Genomic DNA, 20,168 nt, shown 5'->3' with positions numbered 1-20,168 from the left:
ATCCCCGCTGTGCCGAGACCCACTCATACGGTCATGAAGAGGTCTTTGTATCGGTCACGCAGAATGTTCTTTTGAACCTTGCCCATCGTGTTGCGGGGCAGCTCATCCAGAACGATCAGCTTGCGCGGATGCTTGAACCGGGCCAGACTTTCGTGGACCGCGCCCGTTATCGCATCCGGATCAGGGGTCTGGCCGGGCTCTGCCACGATGACACCAACAACCGTTTCACCGAAATCGGGATGCGGCACGCCGATCACGGCGCTTTCCAGAACACCGGGTTGATCATCGAGAACCAGCTCGATCTCTTTTGGGTAGATGTTGTAACCGCCCGAGATGATCAGATCCTTGTTGCGACCAACGATATGGACGTAGCCATCCTCGTCGATGCGGCCCAGATCACCGGTGATGAAAAAGCCGTTGTCGCGCAGTTCGGCAGCGGTTTTTTCAGGCATCTGCCAATACCCTTTGAAGACGTTGGGCCCGCGCACTTCAATTGTGCCGATCTCGCCCGCAGGCAGGGTATTGCCGTCTGAATCACAGATCTTCAGTTCGACCCCGGGCAGCGGGTGCCCGACCGTTCCGGCGCGCCGCTCGCCGTCATACGGGTTTGACGTGTTCATGTTGGTTTCAGTCATGCCATAGCGTTCAAGGATGCGATGCCCCGTTCGTTTTTCGAACTGCACATGGGTTTCCGCCCGCAGCGGTGCCGATCCCGATACGAACAGGCGCATATGGGTGGCCAGTTCCCTGGTAAAACGCGGGTCGTCCAACAGGCGCGTATAGAAGGTTGGGACGCCCATCATCGACGTGGCACAAGGCAAATTGTCGATGATCTGGTCCAGATCGAACTTGGGCAGCCAGATCATGCATCCACCCGCGGCCAGCATGATATTGGTCGCGACGAACAGCCCGTGGGTGTGGAAGATCGGCAGGGCATGCAGCAGTACATCCTGCGAGGTGAAGCGCCATTCCCTGACCAGTGTCCGGGCATTCGACAGCAGATTGTTCTGGGTCAGCATGGCCCCCTTGGACCGGCCTGTGGTTCCCGATGTATAGAGGAACGCAGCCAGGTCCTCGCCATCGCGGGGGACGGTTTCGAAACGTGTCGGCATGGTCGCGGCCAGATCTGTCAGAGACCCGCTGCCATCCGCGTTCAGCGTCTCTACCCGGGCGCCCAGCTGCGCGCCGACAGGGGTGAGTTTTTCCTCACTTTCGGTGTCGCAGATAATCAGCGCGGCCCCGCTGTTGTCAATGAAATAGGTCAATTCATCGACCGTGTAGGCGGTATTCAGGGGCAGGAACACCAGACCGGCCTGGGCGCAGGCAGCATAAAGCGCCAGCGCCTCGGGTGACTTCTCAACCTGCGCCGCAACGCGATCACCGGGGTTCAGGCCCAGATGCTTGGCCACATGTGCAATCTGCGCCGCTTTGCCGAGAAAGTCCTGATGGGAAATCGTTGTCCCGTCCAGCAGCCGCAAAAAAGGTGTGCCTTTGCCAGCATGAATGCCGAACAGGCCGTCATAGAGGGGGTTGGCCATCAGGTTTACCTTTCTTGAAGTATGGAGAGAGAGGTGGATGCAGCGAGGAAATGGATCTCGAATGAGGCGATCATCTCATGGGTATTGGCGAATTGTTCGTGGTATTGGGCAACACGGGTCAATTCATACAGGTAGTTGACCATGGTGCCAACGGATCGGGCCGTGATTGCGTTGCCATGAACCGATTGATCAATAGCACTGTTACCCAAATGAAACTGTGCAATTGGATCCGGGGGCATGTGCCTCCGTCCCCTGTCGCTTGGCAGTTACAACCGCCGACACCCTGCTGCGCATCGTGCTTTCAGAGTATCGGCGGGTGTCGACTGATTTCCCTATGAGAAGTGTTCCGGCAGCAAGGCATCCGGCAGGTTCTGATAGCAGACAGGACGCAGGAAACGTCGGATCGACAATGTGCCCACGGATGTGGCGCCGAAATTGGTCGAAGCCGGGTAGGGGCCGCCATGGACCATGCTGTCACATACCTCGACCCCCGTGGGGAAGCCGTTGGCCAATACGCGTCCGGCTTTGCGTTCAAGGATCGGCAGCAGGGACCGCGCCATGCCCATGTCTTCCTCGTCCATATGCAGGGTGCAGGTCAGCTGCCCGTGCAATCCGCGCGCGACGTCGCGCATTTCGTCGGGTGTCTCGGCGGTAACGATAATGCCCAGCGGGCCAAACACCTCTTCCGCGAGGGTTTCGTTGGCCAGCCATGTCGCGGCGCTTGTTTGGTAAAGGAAGGGGGTCGCATCGCGCTGATCGCATGTCGAAGCCAGAACCTCGTGAACGCCAGCGGTTTCAGCAACACGGGCCTGACCGTTGCGATAGGCGTCGGCGATGCCGTCGGTCAGCATGGTCTGCGCCGGTACTTCGGTCAATGCGGCCTGTGCGATCTCGGCGAAACGGTCCGTTGCTTCACCTGCCGCCATCACGACGACGCCCGGGTTGGTGCAGAACTGACCTGCGCCCATCGTCAGCGAGCCGGCCCAGCCTTTGGCGATGTCTTCACCCCGGTTTGCCAGTGCCGCATCCAGAATGAACATGGGGTTGACCGATCCAAGCTCACCAAAAAACGGAATCGGTTCGGGGCGTGCGGCGCACAGATCGAACAGGGCGCGACCGCCCGCAAGCGATCCGGTGAACCCGACCGCCTTGATCAGAGGGTGTTGCACCAAGGCTGAACCCACAGCCGGGCCGCCGTCCTGGATCAGGCTGAAAACACCGGGATGAATGTTGCACCGGCGGGTGGCTGCGAGGATTGCTTCGGCGATGATTTCGCCGGTGCCCGGGTGGGCGCCGTGGCCTTTGACGACAACCGGGCAGCCGGCAGCCAATGCGGCGGCGGTGTCCCCCCCGGCGGTGGAAAATGCCAGCGGGAAATTTGATGCGCCGAACACCGCGACCGGGCCGATCGGGCGCTGGATCATCTTCAGATCGGGCCGGGGCAGGGGCGCACGGTTCGGCAGCGCGCTGTCGTGGCGCCGGTCCAGATAATCGCCGCTGAGGATATGCGTTGCGAACAGCCTCAGCTGCCCCGACGTGCGGCCCCGCTCACCTTGCAGCCGAGCCTCGGGCAGGCCGGTTTCCTGAGTGCCAATCTCGGTGATTGCATCGGCGCGCGCTTCGATCTCGTCGGCAATGGCGTTCAGAAAGGCGGCGCGTTCTTCCCGAGAGGAATAACCATAACTCCAAAACGCCTCTTCCGCGGCCTGCGCAGCGGCGTCGACGTCTGAAATCCGACCTTTCGAAAAGTCATGCGATGGCCCATGTGCGGGTTGTGACGCAAAGAAATCGTCACCAGCAAGCCAGTTGCCGGCGATCAGATGCTTGCCATGCGGAGTAAAGGTCATTTGGGCCTCGTATTTCGGGACGCTTAGATTTATGGATAATGTATCCAAAATAACGGGACATGCAAGACCGCCCTAGGGTTCGTCTGTCCCGCGCTTCGAGGCGATCATTTCCAGAAGCTGTTCCTTGGTCCGGCGAATATGCTGCGTCAAGACCTCGCAGGCTTTGTCCACATTGCCTTCCTGCGCCAGCCGCAACAGATCACGATGTTCCTTTTTTGCGGGTTCGCGCTGTTTCATCACGCTCAGGTGCATCCTTACATAACGATCCGATTGCAGGTTGACGCGGTCCAGCAATTCATTGGTCAGCTTCCGCTGTGACGCCGCATAAAGCGCCGAGTGATATTGATAGTTCAATATCCCCCACTTGCCGACGTCATTTTCGTCATATGACGCTTCCATCTGCCTGAGAATCTCGTCGCAACGCGCAAATTCCCTCGGGCCCATATTCGGGATGGCCCGGCGAAACAGATCCACTTCGATCAGGATGCGAAGATCGAAAATTTCACCGATTTCGTCGAGGGAGTGCTTGGTCACCGAGCCGCCGCGATTGTTGGCCCATTGCACCAGACCTTCGGCATTCAGGCGCTTCAGCGCCTCGCGGATCGGCATGCGCGAGACATCATATTCCTCGGCCAGAGCTTCCTGCCGGATCGTCTCACCTTCGGCAAGTTCGCCGCTCAGGATACGTTCACGCAGATCATTTGCGATAACGTCCGGTAGGCTTTGTTTCGTGATCGCGCGTTTCCCTGCCATGTCCAATATCCCGCCACGGTTTTTTGGATACAATTACCCGTAATCATCGACTTTTCCAAGCCGAACTTGGATTTCGACCCATGTTCGACCCATGCCCGAGATCTGGAAAAGCCTGAATCTGCTTATGAATCCGTAACCAGCCCGCGTATCTTCAGACTTTTCCGTCTCTGAATAATGTGTTTCCCGACATCAAACACCCCAAGTATCAGACAGGCGATACCCACCGGGCCACGGGTCGTCAGGGTCCAGCATGTGCTGATGTATTCCGGTGATCCAACCGCGACCGCTGATTTCAGGAACGATTGCCGGGCGGCCACCTATCTGCACAGTGCGAATGATCCGACCGGTAAATCGTGATCCGATGATCGAAACCGCGTCGAAGGTCTGGCCGGGTTTCATCACCCCCTTGGCCGCCATCAGCGCCATGCGGGCAGACACCGCGGTACCCGTTGGTGAACGGTCAACCTTACCCGGCTGGATCGCCACGGCGGACTTGCCGCTTAGACCGGTTTCCGTCTCGCTCAGCGGGCCGCAAAAGGCGCAGAACGATATATGATCCCAGTCCGGGTTCTCGGGATGAGAGAACCCTAGCTGTTCATTGGCGGCGTTTGTGATCTTTACTCCCAACCGGGCTATGTCGCGGGCCTCATTATCGACGATTGCAAACCCAAGCGTCTGCGCATCGACGACCACGAAGCTGTCGCCGCCATAAGCGGTATCTACCGTGATCGTGCCCAGTCCGGATACCTCGAGCGGGACCGACAGCTTGTCGGCAAAGCTGGGCAGGTTCTGGACGAAGATGCGCCGCGCCTTGCCATCGCGGCATTCCGCACGTACCCGGACCAGCCCACCCGGTGCCTCCAGCACCATATGGGTTTCCGGCTCTTTCATTGGAATGATCCCGCCATCCAGCAACACGGTTGAGACACAGATCGAGTTGGACCCCGACATGGGCGGCGTGTCTTCGGGTTCCATGATGATCCAGGCGGCGTCCGCCTCGGGGTGTTTTGGCGGAACCAGAAGGTTGACATGCCGGAACACACCGCCGCGCGGCTCATTGAGAACAAAGTTGCGCAGTGTCTGGTCCTGCGCAATGAAGCTTCGCTGATCCCAGAGAGTGTCGCCCGGCGGTGGGGCGACACCTCCGACGATGACATCTCCAACCTCACCTTCGGCATGGGCCGAGATCACATGTATGGTTTTGCTGCTGCGCATGCTTACCTCAGCCGTACTGCGCGACAGGAGCACCCAGCGCGTCGAAGATCGGTGTCACGCCCAGACCGGGACGATCTGCTGCGGTCATCCGGCCATTGATACGCTTCGGTGCGCCTTCGGCGATGTCCACGGTACCATAGGAATTGAAATCGGTGGCCGAGAACGTGAACTCGGACGGTGTTGACCGTGCCAGATGGGCGATGGTGGCTGTGGTGATGTCGCCGCCCCATGTGTCCTCGATGGTCATGGGAATACCGTGCGCCACGCACAGATCCCGCATCAGTTTTGCCTTGGTCAGACCTCCTACCTTGGAGATTTTCAGATTGATCACGTCCATGGCGTCATCGGCGATGCCGCGGACCAATGTGTTGGGCGTGTCGATGACCTCATCCATCACGAAGGGCAGCGCGGTGCGGCGGCGGATCGACACGCATTCCTCATAGGTCAAACAGGGTTGTTCCACATAGACATCCAGACCCGAGACCGCGCCCACGACACGGGCGGCCTCGTGCCGGGTCCAGCCGGTGTTGGCATCTGCCACCAGCAGGTCGGTCTTTTTCAGAACTGCGCGGGTGGCATGAATGCGGTCGATGTCGTCATTGGCTTCACCGCCCACCTTGAGTTGGAACTTCGTGTAGCCTTCGGCCGCATAGCCTTCGATCTTTTGCGCCATGATGTCCGGCGCTTCCTGGCTGATCGCGCGATACAGCACCACGTCCTTTTGTGCCGCGCCGCCCAACAGGGTGTAAAGGGGTTGCCCGGTCGCCTTGCCCAGCAGATCCCAGCAGGCGATATCGACAGGCGCCTTGGCATAGGGGTGGCCACGCAGGGCAGCATCCATGGTGCGATTGATCTGGCCGATATTCAGCGGATCCTGCCCGATCAGATGTGGCGACAATTCGGCCAGCCCGGCCCTGACGCCAAGGGCGAAGGACGGAAGATAAGCTGATCCCAGCGGGCAGCATTCGGCATACCCCTTCAGACCTTCATCCGTGATGATCTCGAGAACGGTGCTGTCGAAGACTTCGACATAGTTGCCATTGGACCAGCTGTAGCGGCCTTCCTTCAGCGGAAGATCCACCTGATATACGTTCAGTGCGGTGATTTTCATGAGGTGTTCTCCTGATCAGAAGCGTGTGGATGCGTAAGGCTTCATGTCGAGCGCGGGCTTGGCGTTCGTGACCAGATCCGCGACCAGTTCCGCCGTGCCTGCGGATTGCGTCAAGCCCAGATGGCCATGTCCGAAGGCGTAGAACACCTGTGACGCACGGGCCGAGCGGTCGATCACCGGCAAACTGTCGGGAAGCGATGGCCGGAAGCCCATCCATTGCGTGCCGCCTTCCAAATTCAGGCCAGGCATGAAGCGACCCGCCTTTGCCAGCAACGTGTCGGCGCGTTTGTAATTGGGTGGCAGTTCCAGCCCGCCCAACTCGACCGCGCCTCCGATGCGCACGCCGCCGTTGATCCGAGTCACCACGAACCCATGTCCCCCGAATGTCAGATGGGTGCGCAGGTCAAAGGCCCCTTCGGGCAGGGTGGTGTTGTATCCGCGCTCGGTTTCCAGAGGGATGCGATCACCCAGGGTTTTCGCCAGGTGATGAGACCAGGCCCCGGCGGCCACGATCACCTGTCTTGCTTCAATTTCACCGATCGAAGTCGTCAGGCGAACGGCTGAATCCATCGGTGTGAGCGCGTTGATTGCCGCGATTTCAACCTGACCGCCGCGGGCGGTGAACCGGGTGGCCAAGTGTCTTGCCCAGCTGGCCGGATCGACCGTGTTCATCCAGGTGGGCGTAAAACCCGCATGGGTAAATCGTCGGTCAAGCCCGGGCTGGATGTCCGCAATCGCGTCGGGGCTGTCCAGCAGATCAAAGGGGATGCCGTGATCCTTGCGCATGTCCCATGTGGGCAGACTGGCGCGGAATTCGCCTTCACTTTCGAACAACTGCAACTGGCCTTCGCGTTGCATCAGCGCTTCGCCGTCGACATCCGCGATCTGGCGTTCCAGCGCCGCGCGGCTGTGATCCATCAAAGCAGCCTGTGCAGACAAGGCCGCAGCATAGCGATCCTGCCAACTGGCCCGCCAGAACCGCAGCATCCACGGTGCGATGTTCAAAGCGTAAGAGGGGGGGATTGAAAGCGGACCCAATGGATCAAACAGCCATTTCGGAGCTTTGCGCATGATCCCGGGGGTGGCCAACGGCACGATATCGGTAAAGGCAAAAGCTCCGGCATTCCCTTTCGAGGCACCGGCTCCTACGCCTTCGCGATCCAAAACCAGAACCTGTTTGCCGCGCTTTTGCAATTCCAGTGCCGTGCTGATCCCAATGATACCGGCACCGATCACAACAATATCCGTCGGGTTGTCTTGCAGCATGGCCAGATCTTTTCAAACTGTGGTTCGGTACCGGGGGCCGGATTGCGCCGGTCCCCGATGGTTTTGTCAAAGAAGGATCCCGCCGCGGAACGGATCGTTTTGCGCGAAAATCAATGTGCCCTCGGCCATGATATGCGCCTGCCCGGTCAGGGTTGGAATGACGCCGCCATTGGGGCCGGGCTGATAGCTCAGCCGGTAGGAACTGCCGATCACGCTTTCCTGCACGATCTCAACCCCCGGAGCCAGAACCCCATCCGCCGCCAGACAGGCCAGACGCGCCGAACTGCCGGTCCCGCACGGGGATCGGTCATATTGATCGTCCGGGCACAGGACGAAATTCCGGCTGTGAACGTCTTTGTCCGGGGATTTGTCCTGCAAGATCACGTGGTCCACCGGTTCCCCGTTTTCACCACGCACATTCTGGTCGGTGCAGGCTTTGCGAATTGCAATGGTCAGATCGGTGAGGGCACGGATGTTGCCGGGATTCACGTCCATCGGACTGGGATCGACAATGAAGAACCAGTTACCACCATAGGCCAGATCGCCGGTCACTTTTCCATGGCCTTCGACCTCAACCGACACCGAAGCCCTGACCCGGCGGCTTTCGATATTGGTGACGCGCACCGTATTGGCGTCCAACAGCTCAACCGAGATGACGCCGGCCGGCGTTTCGACCCTGTGCGTTCCCGGACCGATCCGGCCCAGATGCGCCAGAGTAACCCCAAGGCCGATGGTGCCGTGACCGCACATGCCCAGAACGGCGTCGGCATCGAAATAAATCACGCCGGTTTCGCAGCCAGACGTTTCCGGGGCGACCAGAAGCGCCCCGACCATGCCGGGTTGGCCTCGCGGCTCCAGAAGGACCGATTTGTAGAAAGCCTTGTGCTCGGTGGCCAGACGTTGTGCGCGCTCGGCCAGCGGGCCCGACCCCAGATCGGGGCCGCCGTTCAGGATGACCCGCGTGGGCATGCCTCCGGTATGGCTGTCGATCACATGCATTCAGCGATGACTCCGCCCTGGCTGGACCAGTCGGCAAACCATGTGCGGAACAGTCTGTATTGCTGTTCGCAGTAGTTGCGCTGGGCATCCGTCAGTTCGTCGGTTTCGTTGAAGTGCAAGCGGTATTCCTCTTCACCGTTCAGAACCAGCAGGTGCTTATAATACAGCACCAGATCGGTGCCTTCGTCAAAGCTGGCCAGCACGCCAAAGGCTTCTTCAAGCTCGCGCGCGCGCAGGCGCGCTTCGGCATGGCCCGCCGCCGCTTTCTGGCACAGGGCGGCCAGCAGCAGTGCCTCTTTGGGCAAGGCAGTACCAATACCGGTAATAGATCCGGTAGCGCCGCAGTTGACGAAGCCATGGTAAACCTCGGTATCCACACCAACCATCAGTGTCACCTGATCATCTTTCGAGGTGATGTGTTCCGCGGCGTAGCGCAGGTCGCTTTTGCCGCCGAATTCCTTGAACCCAACCAGGTTCGGATGATCTGCACGCAATTCCAGGAACAAATCGGCGCGGGTGGCGAAGCCGTAAACGGGGCTGTTGTAAATGATGGCCGGGATATCCGGCGCGGCTGACAGGATTGCCTTGAAGTGGTTGCGCTGTGCCGGGATGGACGATCCGCGCGACAGCACACGTGGGATGACCATAAGCCCTGCCGCTCCGACCTTTTGCGCATGTGCAGCCAGCGCCACGGCAGATTTCGAGTTTATCGCACCGGTGCCGACGACGACGGGCAGGCCTGCCTCGATCAGGCGTTCGACACCTTGCATGCGTTCGGCATCCGACAGCAACGGCCAGTCGCCCATCGAACCGCAATACACCACGGCCGACATGCCTGCCTGGATCATTTCCTTGCCCTTTTTGACCAGAGCATCGAAATCCGGTGTCCGGTCGGTTTTGCAGGGGGTCATCAGGGCTGGCATGGTGCCGGTGAAGATATTCTTGGACATGAAGGTGATCTTCCTCGTTGTTTCAGGGGGCCGGTGCACTCAGCGCACGTTGGCCAGGAATTTACGGGTGTTTTCGGATTGCGCATCACCGAATATCTGCCCGGGCGGGCCGATCTCTTCCATCATGCCCTGATGGAAATAAGCAACCCGGTCCGACACATCGCGTGCGAAACCCATCTCGTGCGTGACACAGATCATGGTCATCCCTTCTTCGGCCAATAGGCGCATCGTGTCGAGAACCTCGCCCACCAGTTCGGGGTCCAGCGCTGACGTCGCCTCATCAAACAGCATGTATTCCGGTTCCATCGCCAGCGCGCGGGCGATGGCCAGACGCTGTTGCTGGCCACCCGAAAGGGCCGAGGGGTAGACGCCCAGCTTTTCGCCCAGGCCAACATGGGTCAGTTGGCGGGCGGCGATATCGCGGGCTTCTGATTTTGACAGTCCTTTGACGATCTTGGGGGCGAGTGCGACGTTTTCCAGCGCTGTCAGATGGGGAAAGCTGTTCCATTGCTGAAATACCATCCCCAGCTTCGTGCGCAGCTTGTTGATGTCGGTGCCTTTGGCATGAACATCGGTGCCATCGACCCTGACCGAGCCTTGCTGGATCGGCTCCAGCCCGTTGATGCAATACAGCAGGGTCGATTTGCCGGAGCCCGATGCGCCGATCACCGACAGGACTTCTCCTTTCTGCACATCCAGATCGATGCCTTTCAGCACATGCAGCGCGCCGAAATACTTGTGCAGGTCGCGAATTTCGATCATTGGGCCCACCTTTTTTCAAGAGACGCGGAATAGCGCGAAATCGGATAGCTGAGCGCGAAATAGAACGCACCCGCGATTGTCAGGATCAGGAAAGGTTCCTGCGTGCGGGTGATCAGGATCTGGCTGGCCTTGAGCAGTTCGACATAGCCCAGCACCGAAACCAACGCGCTGTCCTTCATCACTCCCAGTGCGACACCGACCCAGGCGGGGAACACCGCGCGTCCGCCGATTGGGAAGACGACATAGCGCAGGTCCTGCCAATAGGTCATGCCCAGGCTGCGTGCCGCACGGCGCATCGGCGCACCGACGGCCTCGATCCCGCCGCGCGCGACATTTGCAACCAAAGCGGCCGTGTAGATCGACAGGATCACCACGCCCGAGGCGAACGGGTCCAGATTGAGCCCGACAATGGGCGCAAAGTTGTAGAACAGCACCAGTTGGATGATCAGCGGGACGGACCGGAAAACATCCAGAAACGGGGCCACTGTCAGGGCGGCGGCCAGCTTGCCCTCGTACAGGATCCACCCGCACACCACGCCAAGAAGTGTTCCGATGGATATCGACAGAACCGAAATCCAGAGTGTCCGCAGGGCCGCTTCGCCCAGAAACCACAGATCATTGATGGTGAAGCCGCTGAAAAAGCTGACAGTGGGTTCCATCCGAGCGTCCTTCAGTAGCGAAAGAGCCGGGTCGCCAGCAGGCGTGAGGCTCCGAGAATGATTTTGACGATCACGTAGTAGATGATCGCGGTGACGGCGAAGTATTCGAAGATGCGGAAGGTGCGCGAGGCAAAGAACTGCGTTTCACCTGACAGTTCCCGGAAGCCGACCAGCATGCCCAGCGAGGACATGAGCACGGCCCAGACCATCTGATTGGTGATCGGGTGATAGACGATGCGAAACACCTGCGGGATCACCACGCGTGTGTAAGCCTGCCACGCGGTCATGCCCAAGGAACGAGAGGCCCGCAACTGCGTCTCGGGAACGGCCTGAAAACCTCCGCGAAAGTTTTCGGCCAGATAACCGGCGCAATTGAAGGTCAAACCCACCAGCACGATGAAGTAAGGCGACAGGTGCAGGCCGAACGCGCCAAGCCCGAAGCCGAAAAAGAACAGCTGAAACAGGGCGGGCGTGTTTCGGGCCAGTTCAACCCAGGCTGAGGCGAACCAGTACAGCGGCCCCTTCAGGTGCAGCCGCGTCAGCGCAAGACAAAGGCCGATGATGATGCCCAGGATCATCGCCAGAACCGCGACTTGCAAGGTCAGTAGCGATGCCTCAAGCAAGTCCGGCAGGCTTTTCATGACCGGTCGCCAGTGGAAGTTGTAATCGAACACAGGTTTTTTCCGAATTGACCGGCTCTTTCGCCAGGCCGAAACCCGACGAAAGAGCACTGGGGGGTGAAATCAGTACATCACGCCGGGGATGCGCAGCTCGGGTGCTTCGCCTCCGACATATTTGCCCCACAGTTCCTGATACCGGCCCGAACGCACCTGATGCGTGACAAACAGGTTCAGGAAGTTCAGCCAGGTGACGTCCTGTCTTTTGCCCACGACCGAGGTGTAGTCGGTGGTCCAGGGCATACGCGGACCGGCCAGCACGGTTTCATATTGCTGGGTGATCGGCAGAACGGCGGTGTTGGTGGTGATGCCGATATCGGCCTTGCCCTGCGCGACCGCCAGAAACACCTCGTTTTCCGACTGATAGCCCTGATAATTGCCTTCCTCACCCCATTCGGCGGCAATCTTCAGCCATTCCTGTTCCGGCACGGTGCCAATCGCGGCGGCGACGCGTTTACCGCGGATGTCTTCGAAGGTTTCGATCCCGCTGTCCGCGTTCACGACGCCCTGCGCATAGTAGATCGCATAAGGAATGGTAAAGCCCACGGTCCGCGCCCGTTCAAGGCTGTCCGAGGTCGCGCCGAACACGACATCTGCGCGCCCGGTTACGATGACCGGCAGGCGCTCGGCCCAGGTCAAAGGCAGGATTTCCGCCTCAACTTCAAGCGCCGCAGCCAGATCATTGCAGTATTCCACATCAAATCCCGCCGGTTCGTTGTTGGCGTCGCGATACCCGATCGGCGGAAAGTCCAGAACAACGCCACAGCGAAGAGTGCCGCGATCCACGACATCGTCGAGCGTGTCCGCCATCGCAGGACCTGTTGTGAACGTGGTGAGGGCCGCCAAAGCGACGAGTTTCTTGAGCATGTGATCCTCCCTGAATCAAAAGATGCGGTCACGAATAACGGATATTGGATACAACATCCACATAAAACTTGCCATCGGCAACCGACACGCGCCCGTATCCGGCTTCCGGATGGATCAAATGTTCAAGAAACGCCCTTCGCTGATTGATCGTCTTGGGGGTGGGGGCAGGCCGATCATCAAAACGTAGGGGAAACGCTTTTTGCGCAACATCCCAAGAAGAACCGGTCATTCTGACCCGGTCCGCGTGGTGCAGCCTACACCGGGCCGGGATGGACCAAGACAACACCAACACGTTCTGGAACCGTCCGTCTGAAGACTGGGTGCCCGAGGTTTACGGAACCGACCCGCACAAATCCGGCCAGGTGCCACAATTCGCTGTCAGACAACGCGCAGGGTTGTTTTGCCCTTTCCCACTCCTTCCAATGGCGTTCAGTCTGTTCTGATGACGCCGGTTTCCACCCACGTGTCAAATCGTGACAGAACAGCCTGACAGAAAGCCGCGTCGTTGATGTGAACATCCAGCTCGGTCATCGGCACCCGGCCGGGCATGACCTTGCGCGCCTCGTCCACCATTTCGGCCAGAGCCTCTGGATCATGCGCCTCTTCGCCTTCCCTGTCCCAGGCTTCGACACCCTGAACGGGCAAAAAGAAATGCACGGGCCCGGTTGCGGCTTCCAGACGGTTGGCGAGTTCCCGAATCCACGCGCGCCGTTCAGCCCCGTTGAAGACCGAGCTTTTGATCAGGCGGTTGTGTTCGTGGAACGGGCGATCGGCATATTGCTCGGGGATGTCCTGCCAGCCCGCAAAATCCAATAGATCCAGCGCACCGGGGGCCACCATCTGGGGCGTTCCAACGCGCCCGGCATTGGTGACCCGGTCATCGCCGCTGGAGACAACGGAACCCGCCATCAGGTTGCCGAATTCCTGCATGCAGAAGTCCATCACGCAGGCAAACGCGCCTTCGCCCGCCAGTTTTTCATAAGCCATGCCGCCCATGCCGGTAGAGTGGAACACAGCCACTTCAAACCCGCGGTCTTCCAGTGCCGGTTTCAGAATTTTCATGTAACGCAGGCAGGACGAACCAAGGCTGGTCATCCCGATCAGAGGTTTGCTGCGATCGGGGGCGGTCGCTGCCCTGGCTGCGCCCACGACGGCCCCGGCAGCCTGGCTGAGCGACGATTTGCAGATCGAATTCATGCCATACAGGCCGCCGGCCCAGAGGATCATCTGAACATCCGGCGCCAACCGGTGCGGAGGGATCAGAGGCGAGAAGCTGACCGTTGACACGATGTATTTGGGAACGCCCATCGGCAGCGCCTGCGCACAATCCAGCGCAAGGTCCGTGCCCATGGTCCCGCCCGTGGCCAGCATCCCGTCAAACCGACCTTCTGAATAAGCCTTTGCAACGGTTTTTGCGGCACCTGCCGACATTATGCGAAAGGCCTTGTTCTCGTCTCCTTGCGCGATGACTTCTTCAATGGTCATGCCACCGGCTGCGGCCACGTCGTGCTTTGAGATATCAGTCGGATCGGACGCATCACCCAGAACCGAGACATCCATGGTCAGCACGTCAGCGCCCTGCGCTCTGACTGCCTTTTCGATGAACCGCATTTCGGGCTCTTTGGTGTCATACGTACCAATCAGCAGGATTGTCTTTTTGGCCATTGGTGCCTCCTGTCTAAGTGTGCTGTTGAAGGTATTGGGACATCAACCCTCGGGCGGTTTCAATGAACCGCACATTGCGTATGTCCGATCCATCTTCGTTCAGGCGGGATGCAACCCATCCCACATAGGTTGCCGCGCGCAGTGCCATGAACAGGTCGAGTTGGTGGGTACAGATCGGTCGTTCAGATCGATACCCGGCCAGCAAAGCATCGCGCAGCCGGTTGAAATCCGGTTCGTGCAGGTTCTTGAGAAGTGTTGTTGCGATATCAAACAGGCGAAAACCGAACCCGGCATCGTCGAAGTCGATCAGCCACAGTTTGTCACCATCAACCATGACGTTTTCGCGGACAAGATCGGCGTGGATCAGCCCGTAATCCAACTGATTTTCGACGCGCCGAAGGTCACGATCTGCGATATCCCGGAACGTCAGGAAAAGGGCCCGGTCCGTTTTTCCAAGCGTTGGGTTTTCCCAGAAACGCCCCCAGAGAGGGGTGTCTCCAAGCAGCCCGCCCCGGTCCCATGACCAACGCGCGAAGTCGTGCGGAGGAGTCCATTGGTCACTGATGTCATGCAGTCGCGCCATTTCCCGGCCAATTGTGTGGAAGACGCCGGTCCTGTCGCGCTGCTCCAAGGCTGATCCGGTCGCACCCAACGGCCGGCCCGGCAACCAGTTGAGCATGTCGACCTGAATGCCGTCCACCAGATGCAGATAGCGTCCATCTGCGGCCGGGACAGGCGTTGGAACCCGGACCCCGTTTTTGCCGAGAACGGCCATCCATTGTAGCTCTGAACGGAGTTCGGCATCGGTTCGCAGCCCTTTGCGATGCAGTCGCAGAGCATAGGCGGTCTGGCCTGCCTGAACGCGATAGACGCGGTTTTCCCGAGCAGCCACGAGAGACCATTCGCTATCGACCAGTTCCCAAAGGGTCAGCGCCTGTTCCACGATCTGCTTCATGCGACCAGTGGCGTTTCCGCCAACACGTCGTCCAGCGTGTCGAAAAGAAGATCCGCGTTTTCGACAGAGAATGGCATGGGAGGGCGAATTTTCAGAGTATTCTTATGGCGTCCAAGCTTGGTGTGAATGATCCCGCGCAGGCGCATGGTGTTGATGATACGGTCGGTGAATTCACTGGCGGGTTCCTTGCTGTCGCGATCAAGGACCATTTCGGCCCCGAATATCAGCCCCGAGCCGCGTATGTCTCCGATGACGGTATACTTTTCTTTCAAAAGCTTCAGTCGTTTCCGCGCGTGGTCGCCTACGGATCTGGCATGTGCGACCAGGCTGTGGTCTTCGATCTCTTGCAAAACCGCCATTGCGGCAGCACAGGAAACAGGGTTTCCGCCAAACGTGTTGAAGTACCGATATCCCCTGCGGAACGCTGAAATGATCTCGGAACCTGTGACCACGCCGCCCACCGGATGGCCGTTGGCCATGGGTTTGCCCAAGGTCATGACATCCGGCACAACGCCCATCTTCTGATGTGCCCACATATGGGTCCCGGTTCGGCCAAAGCCTGATTGCACCTCGTCGCAGATCAACAGGCCGCCGGCATGGCGTACGACCTTGGCCGTGGGTGCCAGCCAACCGTCCGGATTGTCGGGAAACCCCTCGTTCAGAAAATAAGGGCAGAGGATCAATGCGGCAAAACCGGTGCCGGCCTTTTCGTGCTCGGCAATCTGTTCCGCCACGGCATCGGCGAATTTTGACCCGTCCGGGTCGGGATCGCGATAGCTGTCGGGCGCGCTGACAAAACGGCAATACCGGCTCAGCCCGAAGCCGACTGTCGGGATGTTCGATCTGCTCAACTGGCTGACCAGCGCGGTATTGCCGTGATAGGTGGCGTCAGTGGCAATGATCCCTCGTTTTCCGGTCATCGCCTCGGCCATTCGCAAAGCAATGTCATTTGCCTCGGAACCGGTGCAGGTGAGGATGGCCGTATCCAGCGCTGCATCCGTCGTCCCGGTCAGTCTTTCCACATAGTCCAGAATCCCGTCGTGCAGATACCGGGTGTGCGTGTTGAGCGTGCGCGCCTGACGGCAGATCGCCTCGACCACGCGCGGGTTGCAATGCCCTACATGTGGCACGTTGTTGTAGCAGTCCAGATACTTGCGCCCGTCTGCATCCCACAGCCAGACGCCTTCACCTTTCACGAAATGAACCGGCTCGTCGTAGAATGTCGACACGTTAGGGCCCAATAGCTTGGCCCGGCGCTCAATGAGTTCAACTGATTTCGCTGGAAGAGTCATGAGGGCGGCCTTTTCTCAGAGTTTTATCCATGCGGTTTTCAGATCGAAGTATTTCTCGATCGCGTGCAGCGATTTGTCGTGCCCGTTGCCGGATTGGCGAACCCCGCCCAGCGGAACGGTCAGGTCGGCACCGCCATATGTATTGACATGCACAACACCGGCGCGAATGCCGGCGACCATGCGATGCGCGCGGCCGAGGTTCGAGGTCCAGACACCACCGGCCAGCCCATAAACGGTGGCATTGGCAAGGCGGATCGCTTCGTCTTCGTCCGCAAAGGGCGTGACGGCCAGAACAGGGCCGAAGACTTCGTTCTGGAACAGGGTGTCGGTCTCTTTCACGTTGGCCATGACGGTCGGCGCCATGTAATAGCCGCCGGTCTCTGTCAGGATGCGGGTGCCGCCGGTCCGGCGCTCGGCGCCTTCTGCTTCGGCCTTGGTGACGAATTCCAAATTGGCCTGAAGTTCCGGCAGGCTGTGGACCGCACCGATCTGGCTGTTCAGATCCAGCGGGTCGCCGACGCGAAAGCCTTCGGCGTGGCGGCTGATCTCGGTCACGAAGTCTTCGTAGATCTCGTGCTGGACCAGCAGGCGCGAACCGGCGACACAGACCTGACCAGAGTTGCGGAAGATGCCAGCGGCGGAAACCTTGGCCGCTTCGGCCAGATCAGGGGCGTCGGCAAAAACGATGTTCGGGGACTTGCCCCCCAGTTCCAGATAGCAGCGTTTCAGGTTCGACCGCGCGGAATACTCCAGCAGCCGCCGCCCGGTCGTGCCCGACCCGGTAAACACCATGATGTCGACATCCATCGACAGGGCCAGCGCCTCACCCACGACCGAGCCACGCCCGGTCACGACGTTGAACACCCCATCGGGCACTCCGGCTTCCGCAGCAAGCTCGGCAATCTTGAGCAGGCTGAGTGAGGCGCTTTCGGCAGGTTTCAGCACGACGGAATTGCCTGCGGCCAGTGCCGGTGCAATTTTCCAGCTGCCGATCATCAGTGGAAAGTTCCAGGGCACGATGGCCCCGACAACCCCGACCGGAGCATGATGCACAAGACCCAGGACGTCATCGCTTGTCGGGGCGATTTGTCCGTAAATCTTGTCGATCGCCTCGGCATAATACCGGAAAGTGGCCGCCGCCGAGAGTGCCTCGGCCTTGTAAGCCATGGTGATCTCGGTTCCGTTGTCGCGCACGCCCAGCACGGCCAGTTCAAGTGCGCGGGCTTCGATCAGGTCGGCCAGTTTCAGCAGCACTTTCTTGCGGCCGGCAGGGGCCATGCGCGACCATCGCCCATCCTCGAACGCGAGGCGCGCCGCACGCACGGCCATGTCGACATCGGCCGGCGTGCCCTCGGCAATCAGCGCCAGAGGTTGGCCGTTGATCGGAGACAGAACCTGATGCCGGGCCCCGGTTTCGCCATCCTGAACGTGGCCGTTTATGAAGTGCCCGCGCGGAGCAATGTCCTGCGCACGCAGCGCATCAATCGAGGATTGGTCCATGGGGGTTATCCTTGCTGAGTTGAGTCTTCGTCGAGAACCGGCTGCGGTGTGATGCGTTCCTTGTGTTCCTTGATCAGCGAGCGAACGTGGAGCAAAATGATCCCAAGGATCATGATGAATAGTATTGCGGCAATCGGCCGGTCGATGAAATCAAGTGGCGTCTTCACCCGCGCCATGGCGCTGCGCAGTTTGACTTCCATGATCCCGCCCAGAACCATGCCCAGAATGATCGGAACTATGGGCAGGTTCAGGCGCTTCAGGATCAGCCCGAACACACCGAACCCGGCGGCAATGGCACAGTCCGTGACTGAGTTGCGCAGGCTGAATACACCGACAAAGGACAGCGTCAGGATCATGATCCCCAGAAAGCGCGTCGGGATCTGAATGATCTTCAGCAACAGGTTGGTCGAGAACAAAAGAAAGACCAGAACGATCACATTGAGCAGGATCAGCGACATGTACAGGGCCATGACAAAATCCATCTGATCGGCGAAAAGCTGCGGCCCGGGGATCACGTTGTGAACATAGAAGACGGACAGCATCATCGCGGTCAGCGCCTCGCCCGGAATACCCAGCGCCAGCAGTGGAATCATCGCAGCCCCGGGAACGGCATTGTTGGCCGCCTCGGACGCCACCAGACCTTCTGGTGACCCATCGCCGAACTTGTCGGGGTCTTCAGAGGTTTTCTGGGCGTATGTGTATGACAGGAATTGTGATGTGAATTCTCCTGTGCCCGGTACCATGCCCATGAGCACACCAAGCGATGACGACACCGTTGCGATGCGTTTCAGGCCCAGTAGTTCTTTGAGGCCCGCGAAGATGCTGCCGCGCACATGGGCCTCGCCCGGCGCGTGTTCCTTGTCGACCAGCAACAGCAGCGCCTGACTGATGGCGAACAGCCCCAGAACCACCACGATCAGATCGACACCTGACGAAAGCCAGGTTTGGTCAAAGGTGAAACGTTTGGTGTATTTGACGGGTTCCAGACCGACGGTGCTGAGGAAGATGCCGAAGAACGCCAGCATCGCGGCCGAAAAGGTTTGCCCGCGATGGGCCAGGATCACCAGAAGGATGCCCATGAGTGCGGCCAGAAATATCTCGCGGCTGCCGAAATGCGGGGCAACCCAGGCCAACACGGGTGACAGGATGATCAGACAGAGAATCGAGAAGATGCCGCCGAAAAACGACGCCGAATAGGCCAGTGACAGGGCCCGGTGGCCCTCGCCGCGCTTGGTCATGGGATAGCCGTCATAGGTGGTCAGTGCGTTGACGGCGGTACCGGGCGTGTTGATCAGGATGGCGGGGATTGCGCCGCCATACATGGACGACCCGTAGATGCCCAACAGAAGGGTCAGGCCAACGATGGGCTCGAACGCGAAGGTGGCGGGCAACAGGATGGCAATTGCCACAGCAGCGCCGACGCCGGGCAACGCACCGATGATGACGCCGCCCACCGACCCGATGATCAGTGCGACGACGACCTGCCACTGCGCCAGAATTGCAAAGCCGGAAATCAGATTGTCCATCTTGGCCTCACAGGTAGGTCAACGCAAAGGCGCGCAGCCCGTCGGGCAGGTATTCGTATATCCGACCGGCCGGAATGTTCACCTGAAGCAACGCGCGGAAAACGACGGCCACGACCGCGCCGAAGGCAAGTGCAACGCAAAAAGCCCCAGGCAATCGAAATCCCAATCGTATCGTCAGCAGGGCTGCAAAAAGCATGGTGGAGGGCAGATACCCAAGCCACGTAACCGCCACGACATAGATCAGGAAGTAGGCAACATATTCGAGGGACATCAACCAGAACGTCACCTCTCGCAAACGTCCGGGAATGCGTGGGGACAGGAAAGAGCTCAGCAAGTGGAGGCCGCTGAACAAAACCATGCCCCAGATCGCGATCTTGGGCCAAAGGGCGGGCTGCGCAAACCACTTGGTTCGTTTGACGATCTGAGTCTCAGTGCCGATCTGGCTGAGGAGGAACAGGGAGAAACCGAAGAAAAGGAAGGCAAAGACAATATCGCCCGGACGTCGATACCGTCGGAACATGTCTTGCAGCGTCTTTGCGATCATTTTGGCCTCCTGTTTGAATGAAAAAGGCCCGGGGTTGTTTGG

At 59.4% G+C, this 20,168-nt stretch carries 20 protein-coding genes; all 20 read right to left on the bottom strand.

Annotated features, from left to right (window positions below):
• Nucleotides 1-23 precede the first annotated feature (23 nt).
• The 20 genes from AC2FFD_RS06560 to AC2FFD_RS06465 all read right to left on the bottom strand — a co-directional run bounded on the left by AC2FFD_RS06560 (nucleotide 24) and on the right by AC2FFD_RS06465 (nucleotide 20,126).
• Nucleotides 24-1,538 carry a malonate--CoA ligase gene (locus AC2FFD_RS06560; RefSeq protein WP_496872577.1) on the bottom strand — a complete coding sequence of 505 codons (1,515 nt, stop codon included), beginning with the start codon at nucleotides 1,536-1,538 and terminating at the stop codon, nucleotides 24-26.
• A gap of 5 nt (nucleotides 1,539-1,543) precedes the next feature.
• Entirely contained in the window at nucleotides 1,544-1,777 is a 234-nt protein-coding gene (locus AC2FFD_RS06555) for a malonyl-CoA decarboxylase domain-containing protein (RefSeq protein WP_496872576.1), read from the bottom strand.
• A 93-nt stretch (nucleotides 1,778-1,870) separates the two neighbouring features.
• The gene (locus AC2FFD_RS06550; RefSeq protein ID WP_496872574.1) at nucleotides 1,871-3,385 is read right to left on the bottom strand and encodes an aldehyde dehydrogenase (NADP(+)); all 1,515 of its coding nucleotides are present in this window, start codon (nucleotides 3,383-3,385) and stop codon (nucleotides 1,871-1,873) included.
• 72 nt (nucleotides 3,386-3,457) lie between these two features.
• Nucleotides 3,458-4,138 carry a GntR family transcriptional regulator gene (locus tag AC2FFD_RS06545; protein WP_170345149.1) on the bottom strand — a complete coding sequence of 227 codons (681 nt, stop codon included), beginning with the start codon at nucleotides 4,136-4,138 and terminating at the stop codon, nucleotides 3,458-3,460.
• Between the two features lie 189 nt (nucleotides 4,139-4,327).
• Nucleotides 4,328-5,353, bottom strand: a complete 1,026-nt coding sequence (locus tag AC2FFD_RS06540) for a trans-3-hydroxy-L-proline dehydratase (protein WP_425079189.1) — start codon at nucleotides 5,351-5,353, stop codon at nucleotides 4,328-4,330.
• Between the two features lie 7 nt (nucleotides 5,354-5,360).
• Nucleotides 5,361-6,464 carry a cis-3-hydroxy-L-proline dehydratase gene (locus AC2FFD_RS06535; protein WP_425079190.1) on the bottom strand — a complete coding sequence of 368 codons (1,104 nt, stop codon included), beginning with the start codon at nucleotides 6,462-6,464 and terminating at the stop codon, nucleotides 5,361-5,363.
• Nucleotides 6,465-6,479: 15 nt separating this feature from the next.
• On the bottom strand, nucleotides 6,480-7,730 hold the full coding sequence (locus AC2FFD_RS06530; protein ID WP_425079191.1) for an NAD(P)/FAD-dependent oxidoreductase: 1,251 nt from the start codon (nucleotides 7,728-7,730) through the stop codon (nucleotides 6,480-6,482).
• A gap of 66 nt (nucleotides 7,731-7,796) precedes the next feature.
• Nucleotides 7,797-8,729: a 4-hydroxyproline epimerase gene (locus AC2FFD_RS06525; RefSeq protein WP_480685067.1), complete on the bottom strand. Its 933-nt coding sequence runs from the start codon at nucleotides 8,727-8,729 to the stop codon at nucleotides 7,797-7,799.
• Nucleotides 8,720-9,679 carry a dihydrodipicolinate synthase family protein gene (locus AC2FFD_RS06520; protein ID WP_170345154.1) on the bottom strand — a complete coding sequence of 320 codons (960 nt, stop codon included), beginning with the start codon at nucleotides 9,677-9,679 and terminating at the stop codon, nucleotides 8,720-8,722. The genes AC2FFD_RS06525 and AC2FFD_RS06520 overlap by 10 nt, the downstream gene beginning before the upstream one ends.
• A gap of 39 nt (nucleotides 9,680-9,718) precedes the next feature.
• Nucleotides 9,719-10,441, bottom strand: coding sequence for an amino acid ABC transporter ATP-binding protein (locus AC2FFD_RS06515; protein ID WP_170345155.1), 723 nt, complete (start codon nucleotides 10,439-10,441; stop codon nucleotides 9,719-9,721).
• Entirely contained in the window at nucleotides 10,438-11,100 is a 663-nt protein-coding gene (locus AC2FFD_RS06510) for an amino acid ABC transporter permease (protein WP_152460596.1), read from the bottom strand. The genes AC2FFD_RS06515 and AC2FFD_RS06510 overlap by 4 nt, the downstream gene beginning before the upstream one ends.
• A gap of 11 nt (nucleotides 11,101-11,111) precedes the next feature.
• Complete coding sequence (locus tag AC2FFD_RS06505; protein ID WP_170345157.1) at nucleotides 11,112-11,774, bottom strand: amino acid ABC transporter permease; 663 nt, start codon at nucleotides 11,772-11,774, stop codon at nucleotides 11,112-11,114.
• A 69-nt stretch (nucleotides 11,775-11,843) separates the two neighbouring features.
• The gene (locus AC2FFD_RS06500; RefSeq protein WP_170345158.1) at nucleotides 11,844-12,644 is read right to left on the bottom strand and encodes a transporter substrate-binding domain-containing protein; all 801 of its coding nucleotides are present in this window, start codon (nucleotides 12,642-12,644) and stop codon (nucleotides 11,844-11,846) included.
• Nucleotides 12,645-12,672: 28 nt separating this feature from the next.
• Nucleotides 12,673-12,873 (bottom strand): hypothetical protein, encoded by a 201-nt coding sequence (locus AC2FFD_RS06495; protein WP_425079195.1) that lies wholly within the window; start codon nucleotides 12,871-12,873, stop codon nucleotides 12,673-12,675.
• Between the two features lie 200 nt (nucleotides 12,874-13,073).
• The gene (locus tag AC2FFD_RS06490) at nucleotides 13,074-14,309 is read right to left on the bottom strand and encodes a Tm-1-like ATP-binding domain-containing protein (RefSeq protein WP_425079196.1); all 1,236 of its coding nucleotides are present in this window, start codon (nucleotides 14,307-14,309) and stop codon (nucleotides 13,074-13,076) included.
• Nucleotides 14,310-14,322: 13 nt separating this feature from the next.
• The gene (locus tag AC2FFD_RS06485; RefSeq protein WP_496872564.1) at nucleotides 14,323-15,264 is read right to left on the bottom strand and encodes a homoserine kinase; all 942 of its coding nucleotides are present in this window, start codon (nucleotides 15,262-15,264) and stop codon (nucleotides 14,323-14,325) included.
• Nucleotides 15,261-16,556, bottom strand: coding sequence for an aspartate aminotransferase family protein (locus AC2FFD_RS06480; RefSeq protein ID WP_496872562.1), 1,296 nt, complete (start codon nucleotides 16,554-16,556; stop codon nucleotides 15,261-15,263). Before AC2FFD_RS06480 ends, AC2FFD_RS06485 begins: the two co-directional genes overlap by 4 nt.
• A 15-nt stretch (nucleotides 16,557-16,571) precedes the next feature.
• The gene (locus AC2FFD_RS06475; protein WP_496872560.1) at nucleotides 16,572-18,056 is read right to left on the bottom strand and encodes an aldehyde dehydrogenase; all 1,485 of its coding nucleotides are present in this window, start codon (nucleotides 18,054-18,056) and stop codon (nucleotides 16,572-16,574) included.
• A gap of 5 nt (nucleotides 18,057-18,061) precedes the next feature.
• Nucleotides 18,062-19,582, bottom strand: a complete 1,521-nt coding sequence (locus AC2FFD_RS06470) for a tripartite tricarboxylate transporter permease (protein ID WP_170345164.1) — start codon at nucleotides 19,580-19,582, stop codon at nucleotides 18,062-18,064.
• Nucleotides 19,583-19,589: 7 nt separating this feature from the next.
• Nucleotides 19,590-20,126 carry a tripartite tricarboxylate transporter TctB family protein gene (locus AC2FFD_RS06465; RefSeq protein ID WP_496872559.1) on the bottom strand — a complete coding sequence of 179 codons (537 nt, stop codon included), beginning with the start codon at nucleotides 20,124-20,126 and terminating at the stop codon, nucleotides 19,590-19,592.
• Nucleotides 20,127-20,168: the final 42 nt, after the last annotated feature.

It is taken from the genome of Ruegeria sp. YTSC002 (genome assembly GCF_059609845.1).
Note: the sequence above shows the minus strand (reverse complement) of the source record. Positions and strands in the feature narration are given on the sequence as shown.

Excerpts from the sequence above, each read along its gene's own strand:
- AC2FFD_RS06475 (WP_496872560.1), bottom strand. The coding sequence starts at position 18,056 with ATGGACCAATCCTCGATTGATGCGCTGCGTGCGCAGGACATTGCTCCG.
- AC2FFD_RS06560 (WP_496872577.1), bottom strand. The coding sequence starts at position 1,538 with ATGGCCAACCCCCTCTATGACGGCCTGTTCGGCATTCATGCTGGCAAA.
- AC2FFD_RS06495 (WP_425079195.1), bottom strand. The coding sequence starts at position 12,873 with ATGACCGGTTCTTCTTGGGATGTTGCGCAAAAAGCGTTTCCCCTACGT.
- AC2FFD_RS06535 (WP_425079190.1), bottom strand. The coding sequence starts at position 6,464 with ATGAAAATCACCGCACTGAACGTATATCAGGTGGATCTTCCGCTGAAG.
- AC2FFD_RS06530 (WP_425079191.1), bottom strand. The coding sequence starts at position 7,730 with ATGCTGCAAGACAACCCGACGGATATTGTTGTGATCGGTGCCGGTATC.
- AC2FFD_RS06480 (WP_496872562.1), bottom strand. The coding sequence starts at position 16,556 with ATGACTCTTCCAGCGAAATCAGTTGAACTCATTGAGCGCCGGGCCAAG.
- AC2FFD_RS06525 (WP_480685067.1), bottom strand. The coding sequence starts at position 8,729 with ATGCATGTGATCGACAGCCATACCGGAGGCATGCCCACGCGGGTCATC.
- AC2FFD_RS06510 (WP_152460596.1), bottom strand. The coding sequence starts at position 11,100 with ATGGAACCCACTGTCAGCTTTTTCAGCGGCTTCACCATCAATGATCTG.
- AC2FFD_RS06490 (WP_425079196.1), bottom strand. The coding sequence starts at position 14,309 with ATGGCCAAAAAGACAATCCTGCTGATTGGTACGTATGACACCAAAGAG.
- AC2FFD_RS06500 (WP_170345158.1), bottom strand. The coding sequence starts at position 12,644 with ATGCTCAAGAAACTCGTCGCTTTGGCGGCCCTCACCACGTTCACAACA.
- AC2FFD_RS06465 (WP_496872559.1), bottom strand. The coding sequence starts at position 20,126 with ATGATCGCAAAGACGCTGCAAGACATGTTCCGACGGTATCGACGTCCG.
- AC2FFD_RS06470 (WP_170345164.1), bottom strand. The coding sequence starts at position 19,582 with ATGGACAATCTGATTTCCGGCTTTGCAATTCTGGCGCAGTGGCAGGTC.
- AC2FFD_RS06555 (WP_496872576.1), bottom strand. The coding sequence starts at position 1,777 with ATGCCCCCGGATCCAATTGCACAGTTTCATTTGGGTAACAGTGCTATT.
- AC2FFD_RS06520 (WP_170345154.1), bottom strand. The coding sequence starts at position 9,679 with ATGTCCAAGAATATCTTCACCGGCACCATGCCAGCCCTGATGACCCCC.
- AC2FFD_RS06540 (WP_425079189.1), bottom strand. The coding sequence starts at position 5,353 with ATGCGCAGCAGCAAAACCATACATGTGATCTCGGCCCATGCCGAAGGT.
- AC2FFD_RS06515 (WP_170345155.1), bottom strand. The coding sequence starts at position 10,441 with ATGATCGAAATTCGCGACCTGCACAAGTATTTCGGCGCGCTGCATGTG.
- AC2FFD_RS06550 (WP_496872574.1), bottom strand. The coding sequence starts at position 3,385 with ATGACCTTTACTCCGCATGGCAAGCATCTGATCGCCGGCAACTGGCTT.
- AC2FFD_RS06485 (WP_496872564.1), bottom strand. The coding sequence starts at position 15,264 with ATGAAGCAGATCGTGGAACAGGCGCTGACCCTTTGGGAACTGGTCGAT.
- AC2FFD_RS06545 (WP_170345149.1), bottom strand. The coding sequence starts at position 4,138 with ATGGCAGGGAAACGCGCGATCACGAAACAAAGCCTACCGGACGTTATC.